Source organism: Bacillus sp. 105MF, assembly GCF_000374885.1.
GTDB classification, from domain to species: Bacteria; Bacillota; Bacilli; order Bacillales; family Bacillaceae_G; genus Bacillus_A; species Bacillus_A pseudomycoides.
In genome coordinates this window covers 404,885-429,909 of sequence record NZ_KB895566.1, presented here as the reverse complement: position 1 = coordinate 429,909, position 25,025 = coordinate 404,885, and the positions used below count along the sequence as shown (strand labels likewise).

Genomic DNA, 25,025 nt, shown 5'->3' with positions numbered 1-25,025 from the left:
CCCTGTGAGAGTAGGACGTTGCCAGGCAAATGGAGGATTAGCTCAGCTGGGAGAGCACCTGCCTTACAAGCAGGGGGTCGGCGGTTCGATCCCGTCATCCTCCACCATATAATGTCGGAGGGGTAGCGAAGTGGCTAAACGCGGCGGACTGTAAATCCGCTCCTTCGGGTTCGGCAGTTCGAATCTGCCCCCCTCCACCATTCTTAATTAATGGGCTATAGCCAAGCGGTAAGGCAACGGACTTTGACTCCGTCATGCGCTGGTTCGAATCCAGCTAGCCCAGCCATTAAGAGCCATTAGCTCAGTTGGTAGAGCATCTGACTTTTAATCAGAGGGTCGAAGGTTCGAGTCCTTCATGGCTCACCATTTTTTAAAAAATATGCGGGTGTGGCGGAATTGGCAGACGCACCAGACTTAGGATCTGGCGCCTTTGGCGTGGGGGTTCGACTCCCTTCACCCGCACTTTTAATAAAATATCTCATACATGTCTTGCGGAAGTAGTTCAGTGGTAGAATACAACCTTGCCAAGGTTGGGGTCGCGGGTTCGAATCCCGTCTTCCGCTCCAATTTTCAATATGACATGCCGGGGTGGCGGAACAGGCAGACGCACAGGACTTAAAATCCTGCGGTGGGTGACCACCGTGCGGGTTCGACCCCCGCCCTCGGCACCATATGCGCCCGTAGCTCAATTGGATAGAGCGTTTGACTACGGATCAAAAGGTTAGGGGTTCGAGTCCTCTCGGGCGCGCTTTTATTAACGGGAAGTGGCTCAGCTTGGTAGAGCACCTGGTTTGGGACCAGGGGGTCGCAGGTTCAAATCCTGTCTTCCCGATATTTTTAAAACATGGGGCCTTAGCTCAGCTGGGAGAGCGCCTGCCTTGCACGCAGGAGGTCAGCGGTTCGATCCCGCTAGGCTCCACTTATAACTTTATTATGGCGGTGTAGCTCAGCTGGCTAGAGCGTACGGTTCATACCCGTGAGGTCGGGGGTTCGATCCCCTCCGCCGCTACCATAAAGGACCTTTAGCTCAGCTGGTTAGAGCAGACGGCTCATAACCGTCCGGTCGTAGGTTCGAGTCCTACAAGGTCCACCATTTAAAGTAAATTCCCTGGAGGTATACCCAAGTCTGGCTGAAGGGATCGGTCTTGAAAACCGACAGGCGGCGAGAGTCGCGCGGGGGTTCGAATCCCTCTACCTCCTCCATTTTTCCAAAAGAATATTGTATCGTCGCGGGGTGGAGCAGTCTGGTAGCTCGTCGGGCTCATAACCCGAAGGTCGCAGGTTCAAATCCTGTCCCCGCAACCAATGGTCCCGTGGTGTAGTGGTTAACATGCCTGCCTGTCACGCAGGAGATCGCCGGTTCGACCCCGGTCGGGACCGCCATTTTACATAAAGGCTCGGTAGCTCAGTCGGTAGAGCAGAGGACTGAAAATCCTCGTGTCGGCGGTTCGATTCCGTCCCGAGCCACCATTTTGAAATAGCAAGCCGGCTTAGCTCAATTGGTAGAGCAACTGACTTGTAATCAGTAGGTTGGGGGTTCAAGTCCTCTAGCCGGCACCACTTTCAAAATGAGCCATTAGCTCAGTTGGTAGAGCATCTGACTTTTAATCAGAGGGTCGAAGGTTCGAGTCCTTCATGGCTCACCATTTTAGTTTCATGCGGGTGTAGTTTAGTGGTAAAACAAGAGCCTTCCAAGCTCTGGTCGAGAGTTCGATTCTCTTCACCCGCTTTTTCCATTGGGGGCCTATAGCTCAGCTGGTTAGAGCGCACGCCTGATAAGCGTGAGGTCGATGGTTCGAGTCCATTTAGGCCCACCATTATTCCGCAGTAGCTCAGTGGTAGAGCTATCGGCTGTTAACCGATCGGTCGTAGGTTCGAGTCCTACCTGCGGAGCCATATTATATAGAGAAGTACCCAAGTGGCTCAAGGGGCTCCCCTGCTAAGGGAGTAGATCGCTAACGCGGTGCGAGGGTTCGAATCCCTTCTTCTCTGCCAGAAATTGGCCCGTTGGTCAAGTGGTTAAGACACCGCCCTTTCACGGCGGTAACACGGGTTCGAATCCCGTACGGGTCATACTTAAAGAGATAGCATAATCTGCTATCTCTTTTTGTTTATAATGATATTTTCTTCAAGAAAAAGCAGACTTATCAAAGTCTGCTTTTTTTATTAAAATTGATAATTTTTGTATACTTTTTTCTTTTTGAGGCGTCTAACTAATAGAAAGGAGAGAGCAATGGCATATGAAAAAGTTGAAGAAATAATTATACAAACGTCTAAGAATATTTATAGATATCTTCTTAAAATCGGTGTAAATGCAGTGGAAGCGGAAGATATTGTTCAAGATACAATCTATAAAGCATTGTTATCTATACCAATGAATAAAAATTAACCAATATTATCATGTCAGCAATATATAAGAGTTTGTATAAAATGAAGAATCGTTCCTTTCGTAACAGAAAGAATTATAACAAATCATATATTTTTATATTGGAACACGCTATAGAATGGAGTGATAGTATGGATTTTGAAACTTTGTATCGAACGTATCAACCCTTAGTTTACTCTGTTGCATACCGCCTGCTTGGCTCTGTTAGTGATGCGGAGGATGTTGCACAGGATATACTCATTAAAAGTCAGCATATGGAGCAAGAACAAATTAGAAATATGAAAGCATATTTAATTAAGGTGACAACAAACCATTGTTTGAATGTACTACAGTCTGCGCGGAAACAGAGAGAAATGTATACAGGAGAATGGCTTCCTGAGCCAGAGATAGATACGGAGAAATTAAATCCAATGGAAACACTACTGCAAACCGAAAGAGTATCCTATGCATTCCTTGTACTGTTAGAGATGTTAACACCTGTTGAAAGAGCTATATTTGTTTTAAGAGAAGTGTTTAAGTACGAGTATCGTGAAATAGCGGAACTTTTAAACAAATCAGAGGCAAATTGCCGAAAGATTTTTAGTCGTTGTAAAGAGAAGATAAGGCATGAAGTACCCATACATCCGCAACAATTGGATCATACAGAAAAGATGATACATACCTTTATCAAAGGCTCAGAAACAGGAAATTTTGAGGGATTTATTAATTTACTGACAGTAGATGCAACACTTGTCACTGACGGAGGCGGTAAAGTACGTGCTGCTATATTTCCGATTATGGGCAAACAGCGTATCCAGATATTTTTGGAGTCTATTGTTTCACGAGGATTTTTCCAATTGGAGCTTCTCCCAACTATCATAAATGGTCAATTTGGTATTTTAGCAAGGAATAAGGGCGGTGCAGAGAAGGCCATATGCTTTGAGTGGGATGAAAGCGGAGAATCCATTAGAAGAATTTACATTGTAGTCAATCCTGATAAACTAAAGCATATTCCAGTTCTATAGCATGTAATTGAAAAAGAGATCTTTTTTTTAGATCTCTTTTTTATTTTGTCACAAATTGAAAAGCTAATTTGTCTTATAAGTGACAGGATATAAAAGGGATGCTTGTATGTTTTCTATTAGAGCTTCTGTCGTGAATGAAAATATTTTACGGCAGATAGTGATTTGAAATAATTCATGAAAGACCTTATTAAATATCCTGGTACCAAAGTACAAACTAATTTTATGGAGGGAATATAAGATGGAAACAAGATTTTTAATGGGAAAGGTAAATCCGGAAGGTTATAAGGCAATGGTAGGTTTAGAAAAATACTTGATGACTACAAGTATTGATGAAATATTGAAAGAGCTAATTAAAATCAGGGCTTCTCAAATCAATGGATGTGCGTATTGCATTGATATTCATACGAAAGATGCACGAAAACTAGGGGAAACAGAGCAACGTATTTATGCTCTTAATGCTTGGCGTGAGACACCATTTTTTACGCAGGAAGAACGTGCTGTGCTTGCTTTGACAGAGACAATTACACTAGTAGCGGAAACGCACGTTCCTGATGAGGTATATGAAGAGGTAAGAAATTTCTTTGAAGAAGAACAAATTGCTGAAATCATTATGCAGATTGTTACTATTAATGCATGGAATCGAATTGGGGTATCTACCCGTTTAATGCCGGAAAAAAGATAAGATGGAGATGTTACTAATAGTTTGTAGAGGCACCCTCATACTGTCAACAAACTAAGAAAAAGGATGGTTCCAAAAACGAAAAAATAAGTTATTCTTTCTGGAAATACTGCTGAAAGGATAGCTTTTTCGTTTTTGAGTATAAAGAAATTGTAATGGGAAGTATATAGAGCTTTTGCAAATTATGTATGATCTAATCTTTAATAGGTAAACGATAAAATATAAGGAAATAAGCTTTTCACAATCTAAAGAAAAGGCTTCCATTAAAATTGATTCCACACCTAATATCATAACTTTCTACTGTTTGTGAGAAAGTTCACAAATAGGTCATAATTTGTGAATGTATTCACAATGAATCGTGCTACAATATGAATGTAAAGAAGTTAAACAACATTAAATTAGTATTTTAATTAATTACTTAAACAATAATAAAAAAAATAAATGTGAACAATAGAGAGGGGAATTTACCATGAAAAAAGGTATCAATCGTGTAGTATTAGTAGGAACAGGTGCAGTAGGTTGTAGTTATGCTTACTCAATGATTAACCAAGGTGTAGCTGAAGAATTTGTACTTGTGGATGTAAATGAGGCTAAAGCGGAAGGGGAAGCAATGGACTTAAGCCATGCGGTACCATTCTCTCCATCACCAACAAAAGTTTGGAGCGGTAGTTATGCAGATTGCAAAGATGCAGATTTAGTTGTTATCACTGCTGGATTACCACAAAAGCCAGGTGAAACTCGTTTAGATTTAGTTGAGAAAAATACAAAAATCTTTAAGCAAATCGTTCGCGGCATTATGGATAACGGATTTGATGGTATTTTCCTAATCGCAACTAACCCAGTTGATATTTTAACTTATGTAACTTGGAAAGAATCTGGATTACCAAAAGAACGCGTAATCGGTTCTGGTACAACTTTAGACTCTGCTCGTTTCCGCTACATGTTAGGTGACTATTTAGATGTAGATCCACGTAACGTTCATGCATATATCATTGGTGAGCACGGTGACACTGAACTTCCAGTATGGAGCCACGCTACTGTAGGTGTACAAAAGCTAGAAACAATCTTAGCGAACAACGAACAGTATAACCAAGATGATTTAGATAAAATCTTTGCAAATGTACGCGATGCTGCTTACCACATCATCGAGCGTAAAGGTGCAACTTACTACGGAATTGGTATGTCACTACTTCGTGTAACTAAAGCGATCTTAAACAACGAGAACAGTGTACTAACTGTATCTGCATACCTTGAAGGTCAATACGGCGAGAAAGATGCTTATGTAGGTGTTCCAGCTGTCATTAACCGCGAAGGTGTACGTGAAATCGTGGAGCTTGAGTTAAATGAAGAAGAAAAAGCGAAATTTACTCACTCTGTAAAAGTATTAAAAGAAACAATGGCACCAGTACTATAAGGATAATTGATAAATAATTCAGAAGCGGGAAATTGCTTCCGGATTCTGAATTTTTATATAACTTTGTATAAATTCCTTTTCCAGTTTCCCTGTATATCCCCAAATATACACCCCCTTTTGCTGGGAAAGGATCATTTATAGGAAAAGCACCCTATTTTGTATAGAGTGCTTTTATTTTTTTATATGGAAATTAAATCCATAAAATGGGGGGTAGCGATCGTAAAGAATTATTTCATGAGAGCGTAATAAAAATGAGGGGAATAAAGTTATGATAGAAAGAGCTAATGCTGAAGAAACAACATACATACTATCTAATGCAGTATTATCTGCTAATGAAGGTATTCAAAATCATGGAACAATTTCCGGAGAAAAGGCGATACAGATGATGACAGGTCTTATTGAAAAAGGGGCGTATTATCTTGTATACAAAGAGAATGATTCAATAGCTGGATGGATATTAGTAGGGACAAATACGGATTATTTTACAGAAAGGGAAATTGGTTTTATCTGAATTTCGGGGTAAAGGGATTTCCAAAAAGCTAGTTCAGGCTGGGATTGAAGAGTTGAAAAGAAATGGATATGAGGAAGTACGTCTTAATGTATTTTCCACAAACTTTGCTCAAGAGATTGATGAAAAGATAAGTTTTACTCCGTTACAAACAGTTATGGTTTACAAGTAAATAAGAAATGAAAAAATAAGAAAAGTACCGAGAGTCGGTACTTTTCTTTGTTTTCAGTTTTGAAGTTCTTCTTGAACGAATTACCTGGCTTTAAATCTTTCATATTGACGGTAACAGTAGGATTAGATAAATATATTATACCAGCTTGTAATGCGTTATTTTGATGTTTCAGGGTTGTTAAAATAGGAGAAGCGCTATGCTATAATAAGCCCCCATGTTTAGAGTAAAATATATATCGCCTTACTAACAATTAGATAAAATATAGTATTTAAGTGAGGGGATAGTTAGAAAGCATGATTTCCAGTAAATGTTTTACTCCGTTATTCGTGGGCAGTAATAATCTCACCTCAAAATTCAATGGAAACAAAGAAGTTAGGTGGGAGATAAACTGCCCGTAAAAACCCAATTGGTGAGAGCTGATTAAAGTTTCACTTTATGAGAAAACATTTGTTTCAAGATAATAAAGAAGGGAAGAAACTAGAAAAATAGAGACCTTCTTACTATTGTATATTTTTGTGGAAAATAAAAAAGGACGAACAAAAAATAAAGCGCTTTCAATGAATATTCGTCAAAATTCGATAAATTTGACGAAAAATTAAAGTGTTACCTTTAATTTCCGCGGAAAAACGTATATTTATTTAAAAATACACAAGGATATTTCAGTTTCCTATCGAATGTTTACAAAGTAATAAAAATTCTGTCATCTTAGTGAGGTGAACATATTGAGTGTAACAAATTGTATAGAAGAGAGTGTGTATGAATTTCATACAAAGCAGTGTTATGAGAGCTATAACATATTTGGCGCGCATCTTGTAACGGAAGATGAAATACAAGGCGTACGATTTACAGTATGGGCTCCTCATGCGAAAGCTCTGAGTGTAGTTGGCGATTTTAATGAGTGGGATATTGAAGGGCATAAGATGCGAAAAATGGCAGAAGAGGGTATTTGGTCATTGTTTATACCACATTTGGGGGAAAATGAAATATATAAGTATGCGATTGAAACTCCAGATGGTGAAACAATTTTAAAAGCAGATCCCTATGCAACATATGCAGAAGTAAGACCAAATACGGCATCTGTTATTTTTGATATAAAGGGATATAAATGGAATGATAAAAATTGGTTTCGAAAGAAGAAACGAAAATTAATTTACAAGGAAGCAATGGCAATTTATGAGTTGCATTTTGGTTCATGGAAAAAGAAAGAAGATGGCTCTCTGTACTCGTATCGAGAGATGGCAGAGGAGCTCATTCCTTATGTGGCGGAACATCAATTTACCCACATTGAAATTATGCCGCTTGTGGAACATCCATATGACCGTTCCTGGGGATATCAGGGAACCGGATATTATGCGGTGACAAGCCGGTTTGGAACACCGCATGATTTCATGTATTTTGTCGATGAATGTCATAAATATGGAATCGGTGTCATTTTAGATTGGGTGCCGGGTCATTTTTGTAAAGATGCTCATGGGTTGTATTTATTTGATGGAGCGCCGACCTATGAATATAAAGATTTGGATGTACAGGAAAATCACGTTTGGGGCACAGTAAATTTTGATTTAGGAAAACAGGAAGTGCGTAATTTTTTAATTTCAAATGCACTGTTTTGGATGAAGTATTACCATATTGACGGCTTTCGTGTCGATGCGGTTGCGAATATGTTGTACTGGGAAAAAGAAGGGAAGCAGCAAAGTAATGAATACGCCGTTTCCTTCTTGCGTGAGTTAAATGAGGCAGTATTTGCAGAGGACGAAGAATTTTTGATGACCGCAGAAGATTCGACAGCTTGGCCACTTGTGACTGCGCCAGTGTATGAAGGCGGACTAGGGTTTAATTATAAGTGGAATATGGGCTGGATGAATGATGTTCTAAAATACATGGAGTGTGCACCGGAATATCGGAAATATATTCATGAGAAAATGACATTTTCTTTGCTATATGCTTACTCCGAAAACTTTATATTACCGCTCTCTCACGATGAAGTCGTTCACGGAAAAAAATCATTGTTAAATAAAATGCCAGGAGACTACTGGGAAAAGTTTGCACAACTGCGTTTATTATACGGGTATTTCTTTACGCATCCTGGAAAGAAATTACTCTTTATGGGTGGGGAATTTGGTCAGTTTGACGAATGGAAAGATCTCGAGGATTTAGATTGGAATTTGCATGATTTTGAAATGCATCGTTATATGCATGATTACTTTAAAGAGCTCATAGCATTGTATAAGCGCTCTAAACCACTTTGGCAGTTGGATCATTCGCAGGAAGGATTTCAGTGGATTGATGCCGATAACAAAGAACAAAGTATTTTCTCGTTTATTCGTAAAGGGGATAAGGAAGACGATATCTTTGTTGTGATATGTAATTTTACTAATATTGTGTATGAAAATTATAAAGTAGGTGTACCAGAGTTCAAGTATTATAACGAGATTTTAAATAGTGACGCAGCAATATATGGCGGCTCAGGGCAGGTAAATAAAAAGCGCCTAAAGACAATTCTAGAGCCGTATCATAATCAGTCTGCTCATGTAGAAATAACAATTCCACCATTTGGCGTATCCATTTTAAGACCAGTGAAAACGAGAAAGGGGAGCAAAAAACAAGATGGTTCAAAAGCAGACGTGCGTAGCGATGTTACTAGCAGGAGGAAAGGGTAGTCGTTTAAGTGCTTTAACAAAAAATTTAGCAAAGCCAGCTGTTCCGTTTGGCGGTAAGTACCGAATTATTGATTTCACATTAAGTAATTGTGCAAACTCTGGTATTGAAACAGTTGGAATTTTAACGCAGTATCAGCCACTTGAGCTTCATAGTTATATTGGAATCGGTAATGCTTGGGATTTAGATCGTGTGAATGGCGGCGTGACCGTATTGCCTCCGTACTCGGAATCTTCAGGAGTGAAATGGTATACAGGAACAGCGAGTGCTATTTATCAAAACTTAAACTATTTGCATCAGTACGATCCGGAATATGTTCTGATTTTGTCAGGAGATCATATTTATAAAATGGATTACAGTAAAATGTTAGATTACCATATTGAAAAAGAAGCAGATGTTTCGATTTCAGTTATTGAAGTACCTTGGGATGAGGCAAGTCGATTCGGCATTATGCATACGAATGAGGATATGGAAATTGTTGAATTTGAGGAAAAACCACAACTTCCAAAAAGCAATCTTGCTTCGATGGGAATTTATATCTTTAATTGGGCTGTTTTAAAAGAATATTTAGAGATGGATGCAAGAAATCCAGAATCTAGTAATGATTTTGGAAAAGATGTCATCCCGCTTTTATTAGACGAAGAGAAAAAGCTCATTGCTTACCCATTTGAAGGGTATTGGAAAGATGTTGGAACTGTAAAAAGTTTATGGGAAGCAAATATGGACTTGCTTCGAGAAGAATCGACCTTACAGTTAAATGATCATAGCTGGCGCATTTATTCGGTGAATCCAAATGAGCCACCGCAGTATATTGCTGAAGGCGCAAAGGTAGAAGAATCATTAATTAATGAAGGATGCGTTGTTGAAGGAGATGTAAAACACTCTGTTTTATTCCAAGGAGTGACGGTTGGAGAAGGGAGTATGGTAATCGATTCGGTAATTATGCCAGATGCATGCATCGGTAAAAATGTTGTCATTGAAAGAGCGATTGTCGGATCGGGTATGGTCATTGAAGATGGGACAATTATTCGTCCAGAAAAAAATATCGATGATGTCGTACTAATAGCTGAGGGGAAATAGTGAAGGAGGATAAGATGAATGGGAGAATCAATGTTAGGAATTATTAATGCAACAGGGAGTTTTTCTTCCTTAAAGAAAGTAACAGGGCACCGTTCACTGGCAGCACTACCATTTGGAGGACGTTATCGTCTCATTGATTTTATGCTTTCAAATATGGTTAATTCCCATATTCATAGTGTAGCGATTTTTACGAGTCATAAAAATCGTTCCTTGATGGATCATCTCGGATCAGGAAAACAATGGGATTTAGATAGAAAACGCGACGGCTTATTTTTATTTCCTCCGAATTGCCAATGTAATCAAGATGAGTTTGGTTCCTTCGCTCATTTTAGAAGACATATTGACTATTTTCTGCGCAGTAGACAAGAGTATGTTGTTATTACAAATAGTCATCTTGTTACAGCATTGAATTTTCAAAAGATATTAGAAAGACATATACATACGGGCGCGGATGTTACAGAAGTATGCCATGAAGGCGTATCACTGCAAACTTATGTGCTGAAGAAACAGTTATTATTAGATTTATTTGAAACATATAAAGACATGGAACACTATAGTTTGTTTGATGTAGTCAAAGAGAAACGAGGAGAGTCGTTGTACATTACTACATATGAGCATACAGGGTATGTAGCAGTAATCGATTCGATTGAAAATTATTATAAACATAGTTTAGAAATTTTGCAGCCTTCTATTTGGAAGCAGTTGTTTACGAAAGAAGCTCCGATTTTTACAAAAGTAAAGGATGAACCACCAACACGTTATATAAAAGGAGCACAGGTGCAAAACACAATGATTGCAAACGGCAGTGTTATTGCAGGAAAAGTTGAGAATAGTGTTGTATTTCGTTCTGTTAAGGTTGGGAAAGGTTCGGTTATTCGAAATAGCATCATTATGCAAAAGAGCCAAATTGGAGATAACTGTATATTAGACGGCGTCATTATTGATAAGGATGTTAAAATTGAGGATGGTGTGGTTTTAACAGGAACGCCTGATAATCCATACGTTTTGGAAAAGGGCAGTGTTCAAAGTCAAAATATTACTAGTTATTCTTAAAAGCTTTATGTAAGTTAAATACAAATTGGAAAACTGATAGAAAACATTCTTTTTAAGGTGGAAGAGAGCATCCGCCCATGCATAGAGGCGGTCAGATCCTTTTCCTGCCCCATGCCAAGTGAAAACAAAGAGTTAAAACAAAGAGAGAAAACAAAACAAGTAGCAATCATCTTTTGTTCTTCGTAGCAGCGACTTATATGTCGAAAAATCAAAATGGATATATATAGCCAGTGAAATTCTATCCAATAGGGATTCACTGGCTCATCATGATATGAATTTAAAATCCGAAGGGAGGAAGCTGTAAGAAGGGCGGATCATGGTGTACACGCTTTTCAGGCAGTGGAACAACACGTGAATATTTTATTTGCAGTATCAGAATGCGTACCGTTTATTAAATCAGGTGGCTTAGCAGATGTGGCGGGTGCACTTCCAAAAGAATTGAAAAAATTAGGAGTAAACGTCCGTATTATCCTACCAAACTACAGCCTTATTCCCAAGCACTTGCGAGAAGCATGTACGCTTCATAAGGTAATCAATGTGCAGCTCGGTTGGCGAAATCAATATTGCGGGATTTTAAAAGGGGAGCAAGGCGGGATTACGTATTATTTAATCGACAATGAATATTATTTTAAAAGGGATTCTCTTTATGGACATTATGATGATGGAGAACGTTTTTCTTTCTTTTCTAAGGCGGTGTTAGAGTGTATGCCGCACCTAGATTTTGAAGTGGACATCCTTCACAGTCATGATTGGCATACAGCGATGGCGAATTTTTTACTGCGTGAAAAGTATGGGGATCATCCATTGTATGAGCATATTAAAACTGTTTATACGATTCATAATTTGCAGTTCCAGGGTGTGTTTCCTCGTGAAGTTATGCATGATTTACTGGAACTTGGTGATGAATATTTTGATAGTGAACAGCTTGAGTTTTATGGGAACGTTAACTTTATGAAAGGCGGTATCATCGCTTCAGATCGCATTACAGCGGTTAGCCCGACGTATAAAGAAGAGATCCAATATGGATTTTTTGGTGGAAAATTAGATGGTTTGTTACGGAAATATAATGATAAGCTGAGCGGGATTGTAAATGGTATTGATACGAGCGTATATAATCCGAAAACGGATCCTTATATTACTGCGCAGTATGATGCAAAATCATTGTATGAAAAACAAGAAAATAAACGCGCATTACAGCGCTACTTTGGTTTGCCAGAAAAAGAAGATACGCCAATTATTTCGATGGTAACGCGATTAACAAAGCAAAAAGGCCTTGATTTAGTACGTACTGTCTTTCATGAAATGATGGAAGACGATGTACAATGTATCATTTTAGGATCAGGGGATTCTGAATATGAGCAGTTTTTCGAATGGATGGCATATGAGTATCCAGAAAAAGTGAAAGTGTATATCGGGTTTAATGAAGAGCTAGCGCATCAAGTATATGCAGGGAGCGATTTATTTTTAATGCCATCATTATTTGAACCATGTGGACTCGGACAGCTCATTGCACTGGCATATGGTGTGATCCCAATTGTAAGAGAGACGGGAGGATTGAACGATACAGTTCAGTCTTATAATGAGAAAACAGAGAATGGAAATGGCTTCAGCTTTAGAAATTTTAACGCTCATGACATGTTACATACGATTCGTCGTGCACTGAAGTATTATCATAATCAACCGGTATGGAATCAGCTTGTAAAACAAGCGATGACAGAGGATTATAGCTGGAAAAAGTCAGCTCTTGAATATAAGGAACTATATAAAAGTTTGCTGAAACACTCTTAGGTGGTGAAAAAATGTTTACTCATGTTGAAAGCTTTAAAGTAGCCTTTTTAGAAAAACTAGAAACGATGTATGGAAAAAGTTTCAAAGATTCTACCAGTCGTGACCAGTATAATACACTTGGTCGTATGGTACGTGAGTATATGAATCAGCATTGGATTGCAACAAATGAAAGGTACCGGACAGGGAATCAAAAGCAAATGTATTACTTGTCTATTGAGTTTTTACTTGGTCGTTTGCTCGGTAGTAACTTACTAAATCTAGGTATCCGTGATGTATGTGAACAAGGCCTTTCAGAGCTTGGAATTTCATTAAAGGAATTGGAAGAAAGTGAAGCGGATGCAGGGCTTGGCAATGGAGGACTTGGCCGCCTTGCAGCCTGTTTTCTCGATTCATTTGCATCTTTAAATCTTCCAGGGCACGGATGTGGTATTCGTTATAAGCATGGCTTGTTTGATCAAAAAATTGTGGATGGATATCAAGTAGAATTACCAGAACAGTGGCTCCTTCATGAAAATGTTTGGGAAGTAAGACGACATGATCAAGCGGTAGAAGTGAGCTACTTTGGAAATGTAGAACCGATAGAAATGAATGGTCGCCTCGAATTTCGTCATACGAATGCGGAAGTGATTATGGCAGTTCCATATGACGTTCCGGTTGTTGGATATGAAACAGATACTGTGAATACACTTCGCCTTTGGAATGCAGAGCCGGTTCCTTTTCCACAAAATTGTAAAGATATTTTGAAATATAAACGTGAAACAGAAGTGGTATCAGAATTTTTATACCCGGATGATACGCATGATGAAGGGAAAATACTACGTTTAAAGCAGCAGTATTTCCTTGTATCAGCAAGCTTACAAAACATTGTTCGCATGCATAGAGAGCGAAATGGAACGCTTCGTAATTTACATGAGAAAATCGCGATTCACATTAACGATACGCATCCCGTTATAGCAATTCCAGAACTTATGCGTATTTTACTAGATGAAGAAAAGCTTGCTTGGGAAGAAGCATGGGATATTACGACTCAGACAATTTCTTATACGAATCATACGACATTATCAGAAGCACTTGAGAAGTGGCCAATCCATATTTTTAAACCGTTATTACCACGAATTTATATGATTATTGAAGAAATCAATGAACGCTTTTGTCATGAACTATGGGAGCGATATCCGTATGATTGGAAGCGGATTGAAGATATGGCAATTATCGCACATGATCTTGTCAAAATGGCACATTTAGCAATTGTCGGAAGCTATAGTGTAAATGGCGTGGCAAAAATTCATACAGAAATTTTAAAGCAACGTGAAATGCGATTGTTTTATGATTTTTATCCGGAGAAATTTAACAATAAGACAAATGGAATCGCGCATCGGCGCTGGCTTATGAAGGCGAACCCGCAGCTTGCAAATCTCATTTCAGAAGCAATTGGAACGGAATGGAAGAAGCAACCGATTCAGTTGCAATCACTGCAAAGCTTTCAACATGACACTGCTTTTCAAGACAAGTTGCATGATGTAAAGCAAGAGCGTAAATATATTTTAGCAGAGCAAATTCAAAGCAAGATGGGGATTATCGTTGACCCGAGTTCCATTTTTGATGTACAAGTAAAACGATTGCACGCTTATAAAAGGCAACTATTAAATGTGTTACATATTTTGTATTTGTACAATCGTTTAAAAGAAGACTCAAGCTTTTCGTTTTATCCGCGTACATTTATTTTTGGAGCGAAGGCATCGCCAGGCTATTATTATGCGAAAAAAATTATTAAATTAATAAATGAACTTGCTAGAAAGGTAAATCAAGATCCATATGTGAGTCAATATATGAAAGTTATCTTTCTAGAAAACTATCGGGTTTCTTTAGCTGAATATATTTTCCCAGCAGCAGATGTAAGTGAGCAAATCTCTACAGCAAGTAAAGAGGCATCAGGAACAGGGAATATGAAGTTTATGATGAATGGTGCAATTACGCTCGGAACGCTGGATGGGGCCAATATTGAAATAAGAGAAAAAGTAGGAGATGAAGCCTGTTTTATCTTTGGTTTAACAGCGGAAGAGGTGCTTCATTATTATCAAAATGGTGGATATCGTGCAAATGATTACTATCATCATAATATGCACATAAAAAAAGTAGTCGATCAGTTAATAAATGGCTTTTTCACAAATGTTGGAGCCGAATTTGAAGCAATTTATGATTCTCTTGTTATTCAAAATGACGAGTACTTTGTCCTTCGTGATTTTAGTCCATATGCAGAGCGTCAAGAAGATGTAGGAAGAGCATATGAAAACCGAAGAAAGTGGCTAGAAATGTCTATCATCAATATTGCACAATCAGGACACTTTGCTAGTGATCGAACGATTCTGCAGTATAGTAATGAGATTTGGGGTATTGGTGATAGGGTTAAGCTTTCGTGAATGGAATATATATAAATACAAATTAAAAAACCGACATAACCCACCATTCTTTTTAGGTGGGATAAAGCATCCGGCCATGCATAGAGGCGACTTATATGTTGGAAAATCAAAATGGATATATAGGAATAAGATAGAGTCCCTTGTCAAGATTTTGAGGGGCTTTTATTTATTGGAAAATATTGATGAAAAAACATGAAAGAAGAATGAGTGGAATTCGTAAAGTAAAAACAGCTTGGAAATTTTCCAAGCTGTTTTTACTTAGTTTGCTACTGAGATACAAGGATTTACTGAATACAAAACACCAGTCCCACCATATTCCTCTGTAGCAAAGTATGAGAATGTACAGAAACCTGTGACCGTAAAAAGTATAACGAGAAAAATTGCAAAGAAATATTTTAGCATGTAAGGTCCTCTCATCCAAAAATAATTACATAGATTATTATAATATAATAGTATATTTTTTCCAAATGTTTCCGTATCAAAAATGAGAAGTCAGACATGTTTTGTATGTTGTCATGGCGTGGTTGTTGACGATAGATTTTGTATTTTTCGTAAATGTCAAGTTGTGATGAACATGTGTATACTCCCAGTCTTGGTCATTAAAATGTACTTTGCGCGGTGGAAGAAGCGGGACCACATCGAATAAATTAACGAAGCGAAAGCTGCTGGCTACTTGCATTTTATAGTAGTTGCGAAAAGTAATATCACCGACTTTTGGAGAGGCGAAGTTATAGAGACCGTATTGTGCAAACGCAGTATTAACGCGTGCATCTAATATGTGTAGTGTGGCAAGTGCTCCGCCTAGGCTATGCCCTGTGGCGAGTAGTTTTTTATGTGATGGTAAAGATACGAGCATATCCATAATCGTATCACGGCACGATTCATAAACAGAGAGAAAGCCGTTATGGACGTTTCCGCTATTTAAGGCGTATGGATAAGGTTTTTGGTTCACAAGTGAATCAATGACCCACTCTGGATCGGATTGGGTCCCTCGAAACGCTACGATGACTGTATCTTCAGATTCTAATATGAATCCAAACCACTCTGTTGTTTGCATAACCTTAGCCTGAAAACCTTGTACATATTGAAATCCTTCAGGTATTTGAAAAATCCCATTTTGTTTATATTGATCATATGTTAACTCGCAGCAAGAAGCTAGCAATATGGCAGTATCTTTATCAAAGGATAAAGGAGCACGCATCAGAGAAGCCCTCCTAAAGAAGAAGTAATAGTTCAATATATGAGTGGGGATGGGGAATCATTCTTTGAGTGGCTTGAAAACAAAGTGCAATGAAAAATGAATGTTTTTTACAAATTAACACTTGAACCTTCAGTTACGTGAGGTAGTATGATTTGAGTAACCACATCGGTAAAAAGAATGTAGGGGGGATTTAAGATGAGTAAAAGTGAAAACTATTCAATTGGAGAGTTTTCGAAAAGAACAGGCATATCAATACGGACGCTACATTATTACGATGAAATTGGGTTACTTAGACCCGAAAAACATCCTAGTTCCGGACGTCGAACATATAAAAAGCAAGACATCTTAACGTTGCAAAAAATAGTAAGTCTAAAATTTTTAGGATATAGTCTAGACGAAATATCTGTAATGATAAATATGTCTAGCTTTAATGTAAGTTTAAAAGAAACATTACAAAGTCAGAAACAAGCTTTTGAAGAGAAAAAGGAGCATATCGAAATTTCTTTGAAAGCAATTAATCGAACAATTACTTTATTAGAAGATGAAGGGCAAGTAGATAGTGACATTTTAATGAGTTTAATTTGCAATATACAAAAAGAAAGTGAACAACGCCTATGGCTTGAGGAATATATGGATAAGGAAGTCGTTGATCGATTATACGATAAATCTGAAGAAGAGATGGTGGCATTGGATAAAGAATTTATTCAGTTGTCGAAGGAGGTAAAGAGATTATTTGGAAAACCAGTCCATGATCCAGAAGTACAAAAGCTTGTCGATCAACATATGAAGGCAACTCTTACATATGTGGGAGAAGAAACGATATGCTCTTTGAATGGATTAGAAAATATGGAAGATGAGTATGAAAATATGATTCCATCACCATATACAAAGGAAGAAGAGGAATGGTTAAATGCGGCAATGGAGTATTATATGATTCAACATGGTATGTACAGTCCTACAGGAGAAAAAGATAAGTGAAAAAAATCGCTACGTCTTATGACATAGCGATTTGGGCCTTATTCTTTTCCATCAAGAAGGCGACCAAGTCCACCTAAAACGCTACCTTCCCCGCTACTTTGAGCTGCAGGGCTTGTAAGACGCGCTGCTAAACGGCTTAATGTTAAGGATTGAATCCAAACTGTTCCTGGTCCTTCTAATGTAGCGAAGAATAAACCTTCTCCGCCAAATAACGCAGTTTTTACGTTTCCTACGAATTGAATGTCGTAGGAAACATCTCTTGTCATTGCAACGAGACACCCTGTATCAATGCGGAGTCTTTCACCGGGCTTAAGCTCACGTTTGTATACTGTGCCACCTGCGTGCATGAAAGCAAGGCCATCACCTTCAAGCTTCTGCATAATGAAGCCTTCACCGCCGAAGAAGCCGCTACCAATTTTTTTCGTGAATTCAATTCCGATAGAAACACCTTTTGCGGCGCAAAGGAATGCATCTTTTTGACAAACTACTTTGCCTTGATATTCTGTTAAATCAACTGGAACGATTTTTCCAGGGTAAGGTGCAGCAAATGATACGTGACGTTTGCCATGACCTGTATTTGTAAATACGGTCATAAACATACTCTCACCTGTAACGAGTCGTTTTCCGGCACCCATTAATTTACCGAATAGGCCGCTAGACTTTCCAGCACCGTCACCGAAGATTGTTTCCATTTCAATATGGTCTTCCATCATCATCATTGCTCCAGCTTCTGCAATTACGCTTTCTTCTGGATCTAATTCAATTTCAACAAACTGCATATCATCGCCATATAATTTATACTCAATTTCATGTGCTTTCATTATTTTCACCTCATATGTAGTGGATACTAATATTGTACAGAAATTAATGAGATTAGAAAACTATCGTTTTGTTAATTTTTAAACAAAAATCTGTTTTGATTGTTCAACATATAAGTGACTGCTACGAAAAACAACAGGTGACCTGCTCGCGTTTGCTCTCTTTGTTTTCACTTGGCATGGGCTGTAAAAGCCCGATTCGTTCAACTACTAATCAGTGGGGGATGAAGAAAACCCCCACTGATTAAAGTTTCACTTTACATATAGTTTACATATTTTGTGAACCTTTTAAAAAAATATGAGAAAAATGCTGAAATGAAAGTGTTCTCATTTGACGTTTTTGATAGAGCGTGATATAGTGAAATCACTATTGAGCTACATAATGTGGTACGGAAATAAAGCGTGTTTAATTCAAGGCATCAGGTCTGAGATACATTCATGTCCTTTATATCCACCTTTTCATGTGGATTCATAGTTTCATTTTTATTTAGGAGGTACATGACATGCAAACAGGTAAAGTTAAATGGTTTAACGGCGAAAAAGGTTTCGGTTTCATCGAAGTTGAAGGTGGAGACGATGTATTCGTACATTTCTCAGCTATCCAAGGCGACGGCTTCAAAACTTTAGAAGAAGGTCAAGAAGTTTCTTTCGAAATCGTTGAAGGTAACCGTGGACCACAAGCTGCTAACGTTACAAAAAACTAATTAGCTAGCGAGAAAAAAGCATTCCGAATTTCGGAATGCTTTTTTATTCTTTTGAACTAGACTCATTCGGAGATAACTCACCTTTATAAGTTTGTTCTTCAAAATCATCCAGCATCTGTTCATATTCTTCATGCTCTTCTGTTGCATACACCTGTGGATTCTTTCCATACATATCTGTTCCGATGAAGTTTTCAAAGTCTTCTACGTAACCGCGTGGTTCTTCAGCATCTACATACATCTCATCAAAGTTTTTCGAGTCGCGGCGTTCTAAATCAGATGGTGTTTCTGATGTTCCGTATAAAGCAACATCTTGCCAAGCATCCTCTGCATCGTATCCTACGGCACTGTCCATATCGTATTTGCCAAACGGTGGCTCTACTAATTCTTCTTCAACGGGACGTGCGCTTAAGTTTAATTTATTCGTTGTATGTTCTATACAGGTCGTAGCAGTTGGCATCGCTTCTAATCTTTCTAGTGGAATTTCTTCACCAGAAACTTCGCAAACCCCATATGTGCCAGCTTCGATTTTTTGTAAGGCATGCTTTGTATCTTGCAGTTGCTTATGCCAAAATTCAATAAGCCCGAAGTCTTTTTCGCGTTCATATAATTCGGTAGCCATATCGCCGGGATGATTGTCATAAGCGGATAATTCTCCAACAGATTCCCGTTCAGAGGCGCGGTCTTCGCCTTCATGACTTTGCAGCGTTTGTTCAATTTCGTGCAGTTGCTTTTCTAAAATGGATTTAAAATGATTGATTTGTTGTGGAGTTAACATAGTATCCACCTTCCTACAATTCGGTTTCTTTATGTAGTATGAGCTTGATTGCGGGAAATATCCCGGTATTTGAGTGAGTCGATCGTGTTGTAAAATGTCGATCGATCGATATGTTGTGTCGAAGTGCCGATATATGAGGAGAAACGGTCGATATATTTAAAAAATCGCCGATATATTTTGAAAATGGAAAAAGGAGCTGCTCTAGCAGCTCCTCTTTTATAGGAAATAACCAAGTAATAGTCCGATTCCCATTAAGAAACCAAAGATTGTATTTGTTTTTGCCGTCGCGATCATCGCAGGTGCCATTTCCATTGGAATACTTTTGCCGATAAATCCTTTTGTCGCTTTAAATGCTTTCGGGGCACTTAGGAAAACAATCAGCATCCATGGGGACACGATTCCGACAATGATTAGGGCAATTGTCCAAATGTAGGAAACAATAAACATGGAAGCAAGAACACCAATTGCGTTCTCACGTCCAACAATAATCGCTAATGTATTACGGCCATTTTCTTTATCTCCATCTAAATCACGAATGTTGTTGGAAAGTAAAATCGCTCCAATTAAAATCGCATTTGGAATAGATACTAAAATAATTTCTGATGTTACAGTTCCTGTCTGAATGAAAAATGAAATACCAATAATAATAACACCCATAAATAATCCTGCTGTTAATTCTCCAAAAGGCGTATAGGCAATCGGAAGTGGGCCGCCTGTATAAAGGTAAGCAACAGCCATACAAACAAGACCGATTGCAGCAAGCCACCAGCTAGAGTTCATACAAATATAAACGCCTAAAAGCATTGCGATACCGAAAAATCCAAATGCTAAATTAAGGACTGTTTTTGGTTGAATTCCGTCACGGACAATGGCACCACCGATACCAACTGAACCTTCGTGATCTAATCCTCTTTTATAATCAAAGTATTCATTAAACATGTTTGTTGCTGCTTGAATGAGAAGACAAGCAAGAAGCATGATAAAGAAAAGAGGGAGATGTATTTGATTGATACCCCCTACTTGCATTGCATAAGCTGTTCCAATAAAAACAGGAACAAAAGCTGCTGTTAATGTATGAGGACGTAATAAACTCCACCAAATGCGCCAGCCTGTTTGTTTACTTGGCTTTGGCGACATAGGAGAGGAATTCGTTTCGACTTTCATTTCCATGTTGAATCCTCCTTGTCACATAATATACACAATTAAGTGTAGGAAAAGCATCATTTAGTGTCAACGTTTATTTTCTAGGAAGAGAAGGGGAATTTCTCAGAAATGCTAAACGTTGACAGGGCTTTCGTTTGAGGTGTATCTTAAAATCAAGCGTATTTATGACTATTTTTCGCCCATAGGGGGGAGACTTTGTGATTCAGACGAAACAAAAAGATTTACAAGAAGTGATTTTGGCAGCTATTAAACATGCGACGAATGAAAAAACATTGGTCAGTTTTGTAAAACAAATAGATTGGATGGATCCGCTTCTTTTTTATGCAGCAGGAAAAAGGATTGCATCCGAAAATAGATGTTATTTTGCAGACCCATCTCAGCATGTCATATTTGCTGGAATTGGCTCTGTTTTCACTATAGCAAATTCTTCTGACAAACGCTTTCAAAATGCCCACGAAAAGTGGAGTAAAGTGCAAGAGAAAGCAATTGTTCACAGAGAAGAGTATGAATTTGGAACGGGTCCACTTTTATTTGGTAGCTTTTCATTTGATCCAGAAAAAGAACAAACGGATCTTTGGGAAGAGTTTAAAGATACAACATTATCGTTACCGGCTTTTCTTTTAACGGTAAAAAATGAAAAAGCATGGTTAACAATGAATACATTTATTTCAGCTGAAGACTCTGCACAGGGAGTGTATGAAGAAATTGTTTCTTTGGAAAAAAGAATTTTAGAAGAATGCAACTGTCCGCTTACAGAAGCGAAATTAACAGTAACTTCTAAAGTAGAAGTTGATCCAAAGAGCTGGATGAATGCAATTGTAAAAGTGCAGGATGAAATGAAAAAAGGAATTGTACAAAAGGTTGTATTGGCAAGAGAATTAAAACTAACGATGGATCAGAATATTGATTCTGCTCGTGTTTTAGAGGCGCTCCGTATTGGGCAACCGGATTGTTACGTGTTTTCCTTCGATTATAAAGGAGCATGCTTTTTAGGAGCAACGCCTGAGAGATTAATTCGAAAAGAAGGCGGAAAATTTACATCGATGTGCCTTGCTGGTTCGATTGGTCATGGTAATTCTATAGAAGAAAGTAAGCAAAATGGTGATGCGCTTCTTCATGATGAAAAGAATTTAGCAGAGCATGGTTATGTAGTCAATATGATTCGTAGCGTATTAACAGAGCAGTGTGAATCCGTTACTATTCCGCAGCGTCCAGGTTTATTAACAACAAAAAATTTACTACATTTATATACACCGGTTGAAGCGAAAGGTGAAGCATCACTTCTTTCAATGGTGGAAGAACTGCATCCAACGCCAGCACTTGGTGGTACGCCACGCCACGCTGCGATGAAGCTCATCCGTGATGTAGAGTTATTAGACCGTGGATTGTACGGAGCACCAATCGGCTGGATAGATGACAAAGGGAACGGCGAATTTGCGGTAGCCCTGCGCTGCGGGCTATTAAATGGTGACAAGGCATCCTTATTTGCCGGCTGCGGTATTGTGATTGATTCAGTACCACAGCTTGAATATGAAGAAACAAGTTTGAAGTTTAGACCGATGCTTGGTGCTTTGGAGGAATTAATGAAATGAATAATCATATAGAAGCATTATCATATTATTTAGGCGCATTTGTGGACGAACTGGCGCGTCTAAATGTATATGATGTTGTCATTAGTCCAGGTTCGCGGTCAACGCCGCTAGCCTTGCTAATGGAGCAACATGAACAGATAAAAACATATTTGCATGTAGATGAACGATCAGCTGCTTTTTTCGCGCTCGGTATTGCGAAAGCGAAGAAGCGTCCTGTAGCGATTTTATGTACATCAGGAACAGCGGCAGCGAACTATTATCCAGCAATTTGTGAAGCCTTTCATTCGCGTGTGCCAATGCTTGTCTTAACAGCAGATAGACCACATGAACTAAGAGATGTTGGTGCCCCGCAGGCAATGAATCAGCTGAACTTATATGGCTCCTTTGTGAAACAGTTTATGGAGATGGCACTGCCAGAAGCTAGAGAGCCGATGTATCATTATGCCCGTATGACAGCCGGGCGTGCTGTTGCAAGTGCATCTCTTGCGCCAAGGGGACCTGTCCATATTAATTTTCCACTTCGGGAGCCGTTGATCCCTGACTTTTCTTTAGAGGAATTATGGGAAAAAGGACGAGGTGAATATACAGGGGCAGTTCATCAAGGGAATATGGCGATGACGAGTGAATATGTAAGTTCTCTTACAGAGCGCCTTTTGAGTATGGAAAAGGGGCTTATTATTTGTGGAGACGATAGTCATCCAGAGATTGCTGAAGTTATCACGCAGCTTGCTGAGAAAACTGGATATCCAATTTTGGCAGATCCGCTTTCAGGTCTTCGGAGCGGTAATCACGATAAATCATTAGTAATCGATTGCTATGATACATTTTTACGAAATGAATGGTTGAAGGATACATGGAAGCCATATGTCATTATTCGTTTCGGTGGTATGCCAGTATCTAAGGCATTAACGCAATATATAAAGAAACAAACGGCTGCTGTCCATATTGTTGTAGATGAATCAGGAAAATGGAGAGATCCAGCTCTTGTAGCAACGGAAGTGGTATGTGCAAGCGACGTCTCGTTTTGTAAAGCAATGACAGATAATATGCAAAAGCGAGAACAGAATGATTGGTGCGAGATGTGGAAACATATAAACGATGCAACGAAGAAAAAGCTTCGTGAAATCGAAACATATGAAACAGCGTTTGAAGGAAAAGTGATTACAGACATTGTGCATGTGTTACAAGAGGAATCGACGTTATTTGTCAGCAATAGCATGCCAATTCGTGACACAGATACATTTTTCTTTAACATAGATAAAAAAATTCATGTCATGGCAAATCGTGGTGTGAATGGGATTGATGGGATTATTTCAACAGCCTTAGGAACGAGCACTGTTTGTGAACCACTCGTATTAGTCATTGGTGATTTATCATTTTATCATGACCTAAATGGACTCTTAGCAGCAAAATTACATGATTTAAACGTAACAATTGTCGTTGTTAATAACGATGGTGGTGGCATCTTCTCATTCCTACCACAATACAAGTCAAAAGAACATTTTGAATCATTATTCGGAACGCCGCTTGGGCTTGATTATGAACATGTTGTCAAAATGTACGGTGGTTCATTCTCGCGTGTAAATGACTGGGAAGCATTTCGTCATGAAGTAAAAAAAGGAACAACGGAAAAAGGGTTACACGTTGTGGAAATTTGTACAAACCGAGAAGAGAATTTACAATTGCACCGTGATTTATGGGCAAGTACATCGAAGGTTGCTACGGAAATTTTGCAAGGTGAATCGGAATGAAAGTAGCGCTGCAAGGTATAACGTATGAATATGAAGTGGTCGGTAGTGGAGAGCCACTTCTACTTCTTCATGGTTTTACGGGGAGCATGGAAACGTGGCATTCGTTTATTCCTGGATGGAGTAAACAGTTCCAAGTCATCACAGTTGATCTTGTGGGACATGGAAAAACGGAAAGTCCCGAGGAACTTATGCATTATGATATTCAAAATGTAGCACTTCAAATGACGACACTACTCGATCATTTGAATATTGAAAAAGCACATATACTCGGCTATTCAATGGGCGGAAGACTGGCGATTACGATGGCATGCTTATATCCAAACCGCGTGAAATCTCTTTTATTAGAGAACTGCACAGCTGGACTTGAGATGGAATCGGACCGGAAAGAGCGCCGCGCGCGCGATGAACAGCTTGCAGATCGAATTGAATTAGAAAGAATAGAAGCTTTCGTAAATAGATGGGAAAATATCCCGTTGTTTGCAACGCAAAAAAAGTTATCACAAGGTGTGCAAGAACAAGTAAGGAAAGAGCGACTTGCTAATAACACGAAAGGACTCGCAAATAGCCTTCGGGGCATGGGAACAGGAGCCCAGCCTTCTTGGTGGAGTCAGCTTGAAGAGCTCAAAATGCCTGTCTTGTTAATGAATGGAGAGAGCGATCAGAAGTTCTTTCACATCTTACAAAATATACAAAAACGCATCCCTCACGCGAAATTTGTCAAAATTGATGGGGCTGGCCATGCAATTCATGTGGAACAACCGCAAAAGTTTGGTACAATAGTAGAGGGATTTCTCAAAACCATACAGTGACACTTTTTTCTTTTGAGGAAAGCAGAACTTATAGAGGCTAGTGGACAACCATTAGCACAATAAAAAGGAGG

At 38.8% G+C, this 25,025-nt stretch carries 20 protein-coding genes, 23 tRNA genes and 1 pseudogene; 39 read left to right on the top strand and 5 right to left on the bottom strand.

Going from position 1 to position 25,025, the window contains the following annotated elements; genetic code table 11:
- Positions 1–31 precede the first annotated feature (31 nt).
- The 29 genes and pseudogenes from C564_RS0105295 to C564_RS38370 all read left to right on the top strand — a co-directional run bounded on the left by C564_RS0105295 (position 32) and on the right by C564_RS38370 (position 6,163).
- A tRNA-Val gene (locus tag C564_RS0105295) sits at positions 32–107 on the top strand.
- A gap of 9 nt (positions 108–116) precedes the next feature.
- Positions 117–200: transfer RNA gene (locus C564_RS0105290), tRNA-Tyr, on the top strand.
- A gap of 11 nt (positions 201–211) precedes the next feature.
- Positions 212–286 (top strand) — tRNA-Gln (locus tag C564_RS0105285).
- 4 nt (positions 287–290) lie between these two features.
- Positions 291–366, top strand: a tRNA-Lys gene (locus tag C564_RS0105280).
- Between the two features lie 15 nt (positions 367–381).
- A tRNA-Leu gene (locus tag C564_RS0105275) sits at positions 382–462 on the top strand.
- Between the two features lie 29 nt (positions 463–491).
- A tRNA-Gly gene (locus C564_RS0105270) sits at positions 492–566 on the top strand.
- Between the two features lie 16 nt (positions 567–582).
- Positions 583–671, top strand: a tRNA-Leu gene (locus tag C564_RS0105265).
- A 3-nt stretch (positions 672–674) separates the two neighbouring features.
- Positions 675–748 (top strand) — tRNA-Arg (locus C564_RS0105260).
- Between the two features lie 10 nt (positions 749–758).
- Positions 759–832: transfer RNA gene (locus C564_RS0105255), tRNA-Pro, on the top strand.
- A gap of 14 nt (positions 833–846) precedes the next feature.
- Positions 847–919: transfer RNA gene (locus C564_RS0105250), tRNA-Ala, on the top strand.
- A gap of 16 nt (positions 920–935) precedes the next feature.
- Positions 936–1,012, top strand: a tRNA-Met gene (locus C564_RS0105245).
- Between the two features lie 4 nt (positions 1,013–1,016).
- Positions 1,017–1,093, top strand: a tRNA-Ile gene (locus tag C564_RS0105240).
- A 17-nt stretch (positions 1,094–1,110) separates the two neighbouring features.
- Positions 1,111–1,203, top strand: a tRNA-Ser gene (locus C564_RS0105235).
- Between the two features lie 25 nt (positions 1,204–1,228).
- Positions 1,229–1,305 (top strand) — tRNA-Met (locus C564_RS0105230).
- A 2-nt stretch (positions 1,306–1,307) separates the two neighbouring features.
- A tRNA-Asp gene (locus tag C564_RS0105225) sits at positions 1,308–1,383 on the top strand.
- Positions 1,384–1,394: 11 nt separating this feature from the next.
- Positions 1,395–1,470: transfer RNA gene (locus C564_RS0105220), tRNA-Phe, on the top strand.
- A 14-nt stretch (positions 1,471–1,484) separates the two neighbouring features.
- Positions 1,485–1,560 (top strand) — tRNA-Thr (locus C564_RS0105215).
- Between the two features lie 10 nt (positions 1,561–1,570).
- Positions 1,571–1,646: transfer RNA gene (locus tag C564_RS0105210), tRNA-Lys, on the top strand.
- A gap of 12 nt (positions 1,647–1,658) precedes the next feature.
- Positions 1,659–1,729 (top strand) — tRNA-Gly (locus tag C564_RS0105205).
- A gap of 11 nt (positions 1,730–1,740) precedes the next feature.
- A tRNA-Ile gene (locus C564_RS0105200) sits at positions 1,741–1,817 on the top strand.
- A gap of 4 nt (positions 1,818–1,821) precedes the next feature.
- Positions 1,822–1,896 (top strand) — tRNA-Asn (locus C564_RS0105195).
- Positions 1,897–1,904: 8 nt separating this feature from the next.
- Positions 1,905–1,995, top strand: a tRNA-Ser gene (locus C564_RS0105190).
- A 6-nt stretch (positions 1,996–2,001) separates the two neighbouring features.
- Positions 2,002–2,073, top strand: a tRNA-Glu gene (locus tag C564_RS0105185).
- A 160-nt stretch (positions 2,074–2,233) separates the two neighbouring features.
- Positions 2,234–2,365 (top strand): annotated as a pseudogene (locus tag C564_RS0105180) (RNA polymerase subunit sigma-70); the annotation flags it as partial.
- Between the two features lie 152 nt (positions 2,366–2,517).
- Entirely contained in the window at positions 2,518–3,390 is an 873-nt protein-coding gene (locus C564_RS0105175) for an RNA polymerase sigma-70 factor (RefSeq protein ID WP_026008470.1), read from the top strand.
- A 238-nt stretch (positions 3,391–3,628) separates the two neighbouring features.
- Entirely contained in the window at positions 3,629–4,072 is a 444-nt protein-coding gene (locus tag C564_RS0105170; protein ID WP_018764656.1) for a carboxymuconolactone decarboxylase family protein, read from the top strand.
- 466 nt (positions 4,073–4,538) lie between these two features.
- Positions 4,539–5,483 (top strand): L-lactate dehydrogenase, encoded by a 945-nt coding sequence (locus C564_RS0105165; protein ID WP_003201481.1) that lies wholly within the window; start codon positions 4,539–4,541, stop codon positions 5,481–5,483.
- Between the two features lie 268 nt (positions 5,484–5,751).
- Positions 5,752–5,994 carry a hypothetical protein gene (locus tag C564_RS38375; RefSeq protein WP_018764654.1) on the top strand — a complete coding sequence of 81 codons (243 nt, stop codon included), beginning with the start codon at positions 5,752–5,754 and terminating at the stop codon, positions 5,992–5,994.
- Entirely contained in the window at positions 5,981–6,163 is a 183-nt protein-coding gene (locus C564_RS38370; RefSeq protein ID WP_018764653.1) for a GNAT family N-acetyltransferase, read from the top strand. Before C564_RS38375 ends, C564_RS38370 begins: the two co-directional genes overlap by 14 nt.
- Here C564_RS38370 and C564_RS34385 read toward each other — a convergent pair.
- Positions 6,147–6,335: a CalY family protein gene (locus C564_RS34385; RefSeq protein ID WP_224796217.1), complete on the bottom strand. Its 189-nt coding sequence runs from the start codon at positions 6,333–6,335 to the stop codon at positions 6,147–6,149. The two genes, C564_RS38370 and C564_RS34385, sit on opposite strands and share 17 nt — an antisense overlap.
- 550 nt (positions 6,336–6,885) lie before the next feature.
- Here C564_RS34385 and glgB point away from each other — a divergent pair.
- The 5 genes from glgB (at position 6,886) to C564_RS0105130 (ending at position 15,162) form a co-directional block, all read left to right on the top strand.
- On the top strand, positions 6,886–8,823 hold the full coding sequence (gene glgB, locus C564_RS0105150) for a 1,4-alpha-glucan branching protein GlgB (protein WP_018764652.1): 1,938 nt from the start codon (positions 6,886–6,888) through the stop codon (positions 8,821–8,823).
- Positions 8,771–9,901, top strand: a complete 1,131-nt coding sequence (locus C564_RS0105145; protein WP_018764651.1) for a glucose-1-phosphate adenylyltransferase — start codon at positions 8,771–8,773, stop codon at positions 9,899–9,901. The genes glgB and C564_RS0105145 overlap by 53 nt, the downstream gene beginning before the upstream one ends.
- A gap of 18 nt (positions 9,902–9,919) precedes the next feature.
- Positions 9,920–10,954: a sugar phosphate nucleotidyltransferase gene (locus C564_RS0105140; protein ID WP_006096307.1), complete on the top strand. Its 1,035-nt coding sequence runs from the start codon at positions 9,920–9,922 to the stop codon at positions 10,952–10,954.
- Positions 10,955–11,305: 351 nt separating this feature from the next.
- A complete protein-coding gene (gene glgA / locus C564_RS0105135) occupies positions 11,306–12,742 on the top strand; it encodes a glycogen synthase GlgA (protein ID WP_026008469.1) in 1,437 nt (478 codons plus the stop codon).
- Positions 12,743–12,753: 11 nt separating this feature from the next.
- Entirely contained in the window at positions 12,754–15,162 is a 2,409-nt protein-coding gene (locus tag C564_RS0105130; RefSeq protein WP_018764649.1) for a glycogen/starch/alpha-glucan phosphorylase, read from the top strand.
- A gap of 478 nt (positions 15,163–15,640) precedes the next feature.
- Here the strand turns inward: C564_RS0105130 and C564_RS0105125 are convergent, their stop codons facing one another.
- On the bottom strand, positions 15,641–16,363 hold the full coding sequence (locus tag C564_RS0105125; protein WP_003201474.1) for a lipase family protein: 723 nt from the start codon (positions 16,361–16,363) through the stop codon (positions 15,641–15,643).
- Between the two features lie 195 nt (positions 16,364–16,558).
- Here C564_RS0105125 and C564_RS0105120 point away from each other — a divergent pair, with 195 nt between their 5' ends.
- A complete protein-coding gene (locus C564_RS0105120) occupies positions 16,559–17,341 on the top strand; it encodes a MerR family transcriptional regulator (protein WP_018764648.1) in 783 nt (260 codons plus the stop codon).
- 38 nt (positions 17,342–17,379) lie between these two features.
- Here C564_RS0105120 and C564_RS0105115 read toward each other — a convergent pair whose 3' ends face one another.
- Positions 17,380–18,162, bottom strand: a complete 783-nt coding sequence (locus tag C564_RS0105115; RefSeq protein WP_018764647.1) for a TIGR00266 family protein — start codon at positions 18,160–18,162, stop codon at positions 17,380–17,382.
- Between the two features lie 500 nt (positions 18,163–18,662).
- On the opposite strand from C564_RS0105115, the gene cspD reads away from it, so the two are divergent.
- Positions 18,663–18,863 (top strand): cold-shock protein CspD, encoded by a 201-nt coding sequence (gene cspD, locus C564_RS0105110; protein ID WP_001193049.1) that lies wholly within the window; start codon positions 18,663–18,665, stop codon positions 18,861–18,863.
- 43 nt (positions 18,864–18,906) lie between these two features.
- Here the strand turns inward: cspD and C564_RS0105105 are convergent, their stop codons facing one another.
- Both C564_RS0105105 and C564_RS0105100 read right to left on the bottom strand, forming a co-directional pair.
- Complete coding sequence (locus C564_RS0105105) at positions 18,907–19,638, bottom strand: yteA family sporulation protein (protein ID WP_018764646.1); 732 nt, start codon at positions 19,636–19,638, stop codon at positions 18,907–18,909.
- Between the two features lie 216 nt (positions 19,639–19,854).
- Positions 19,855–20,808 (bottom strand): 1,4-dihydroxy-2-naphthoate polyprenyltransferase, encoded by a 954-nt coding sequence (locus C564_RS0105100; RefSeq protein WP_003208825.1) that lies wholly within the window; start codon positions 20,806–20,808, stop codon positions 19,855–19,857.
- 191 nt (positions 20,809–20,999) lie between these two features.
- On the opposite strand from C564_RS0105100, the gene C564_RS0105095 reads away from it, so the two are divergent.
- From C564_RS0105095 to menH, 3 genes are read left to right on the top strand one after another with little or no spacing between them, the layout of a single operon-like run.
- A complete protein-coding gene (locus C564_RS0105095) occupies positions 21,000–22,394 on the top strand; it encodes an isochorismate synthase (RefSeq protein ID WP_018764645.1) in 1,395 nt (464 codons plus the stop codon).
- Positions 22,391–24,145 (top strand): 2-succinyl-5-enolpyruvyl-6-hydroxy-3-cyclohexene-1-carboxylic-acid synthase, encoded by a 1,755-nt coding sequence (menD, locus tag C564_RS0105090; RefSeq protein ID WP_018764644.1) that lies wholly within the window; start codon positions 22,391–22,393, stop codon positions 24,143–24,145. Before C564_RS0105095 ends, menD begins: the two co-directional genes overlap by 4 nt.
- Positions 24,142–24,954, top strand: a complete 813-nt coding sequence (menH, locus tag C564_RS0105085) for a 2-succinyl-6-hydroxy-2,4-cyclohexadiene-1-carboxylate synthase (protein WP_018764643.1) — start codon at positions 24,142–24,144, stop codon at positions 24,952–24,954. The genes menD and menH overlap by 4 nt, the downstream gene beginning before the upstream one ends.
- The last annotated feature ends 71 nt before the right edge of the window (positions 24,955–25,025 follow it).

What these genes read in the sequence shown, in the direction of transcription:
- C564_RS0105130 (WP_018764649.1), top strand. Translation starts at nt 12,754, where the DNA reads ATGTTTACTCATGTTGAAAGCTTTAAAGTAGCCTTTTTAGAAAAACTA.
- cspD (WP_001193049.1), top strand. Translation starts at nt 18,663, where the DNA reads ATGCAAACAGGTAAAGTTAAATGGTTTAACGGCGAAAAAGGTTTCGGT.
- C564_RS0105170 (WP_018764656.1), top strand. Translation starts at nt 3,629, where the DNA reads ATGGAAACAAGATTTTTAATGGGAAAGGTAAATCCGGAAGGTTATAAG.
- C564_RS0105100 (WP_003208825.1), bottom strand. Translation starts at nt 20,808, where the DNA reads ATGGAAATGAAAGTCGAAACGAATTCCTCTCCTATGTCGCCAAAGCCA.
- C564_RS0105105 (WP_018764646.1), bottom strand. Translation starts at nt 19,638, where the DNA reads ATGTTAACTCCACAACAAATCAATCATTTTAAATCCATTTTAGAAAAG.
- C564_RS0105120 (WP_018764648.1), top strand. Translation starts at nt 16,559, where the DNA reads ATGAGTAAAAGTGAAAACTATTCAATTGGAGAGTTTTCGAAAAGAACA.
- C564_RS0105165 (WP_003201481.1), top strand. Translation starts at nt 4,539, where the DNA reads ATGAAAAAAGGTATCAATCGTGTAGTATTAGTAGGAACAGGTGCAGTA.
- C564_RS0105115 (WP_018764647.1), bottom strand. Translation starts at nt 18,162, where the DNA reads ATGAAAGCACATGAAATTGAGTATAAATTATATGGCGATGATATGCAG.
- menD (WP_018764644.1), top strand. Translation starts at nt 22,391, where the DNA reads ATGAATAATCATATAGAAGCATTATCATATTATTTAGGCGCATTTGTG.
- menH (WP_018764643.1), top strand. Translation starts at nt 24,142, where the DNA reads ATGAAAGTAGCGCTGCAAGGTATAACGTATGAATATGAAGTGGTCGGT.
- C564_RS0105140 (WP_006096307.1), top strand. Translation starts at nt 9,920, where the DNA reads ATGGGAGAATCAATGTTAGGAATTATTAATGCAACAGGGAGTTTTTCT.
- C564_RS0105175 (WP_026008470.1), top strand. Translation starts at nt 2,518, where the DNA reads ATGGATTTTGAAACTTTGTATCGAACGTATCAACCCTTAGTTTACTCT.
- C564_RS38375 (WP_018764654.1), top strand. Translation starts at nt 5,752, where the DNA reads ATGATAGAAAGAGCTAATGCTGAAGAAACAACATACATACTATCTAAT.
- C564_RS0105125 (WP_003201474.1), bottom strand. Translation starts at nt 16,363, where the DNA reads ATGCGTGCTCCTTTATCCTTTGATAAAGATACTGCCATATTGCTAGCT.
- C564_RS0105145 (WP_018764651.1), top strand. Translation starts at nt 8,771, where the DNA reads ATGGTTCAAAAGCAGACGTGCGTAGCGATGTTACTAGCAGGAGGAAAG.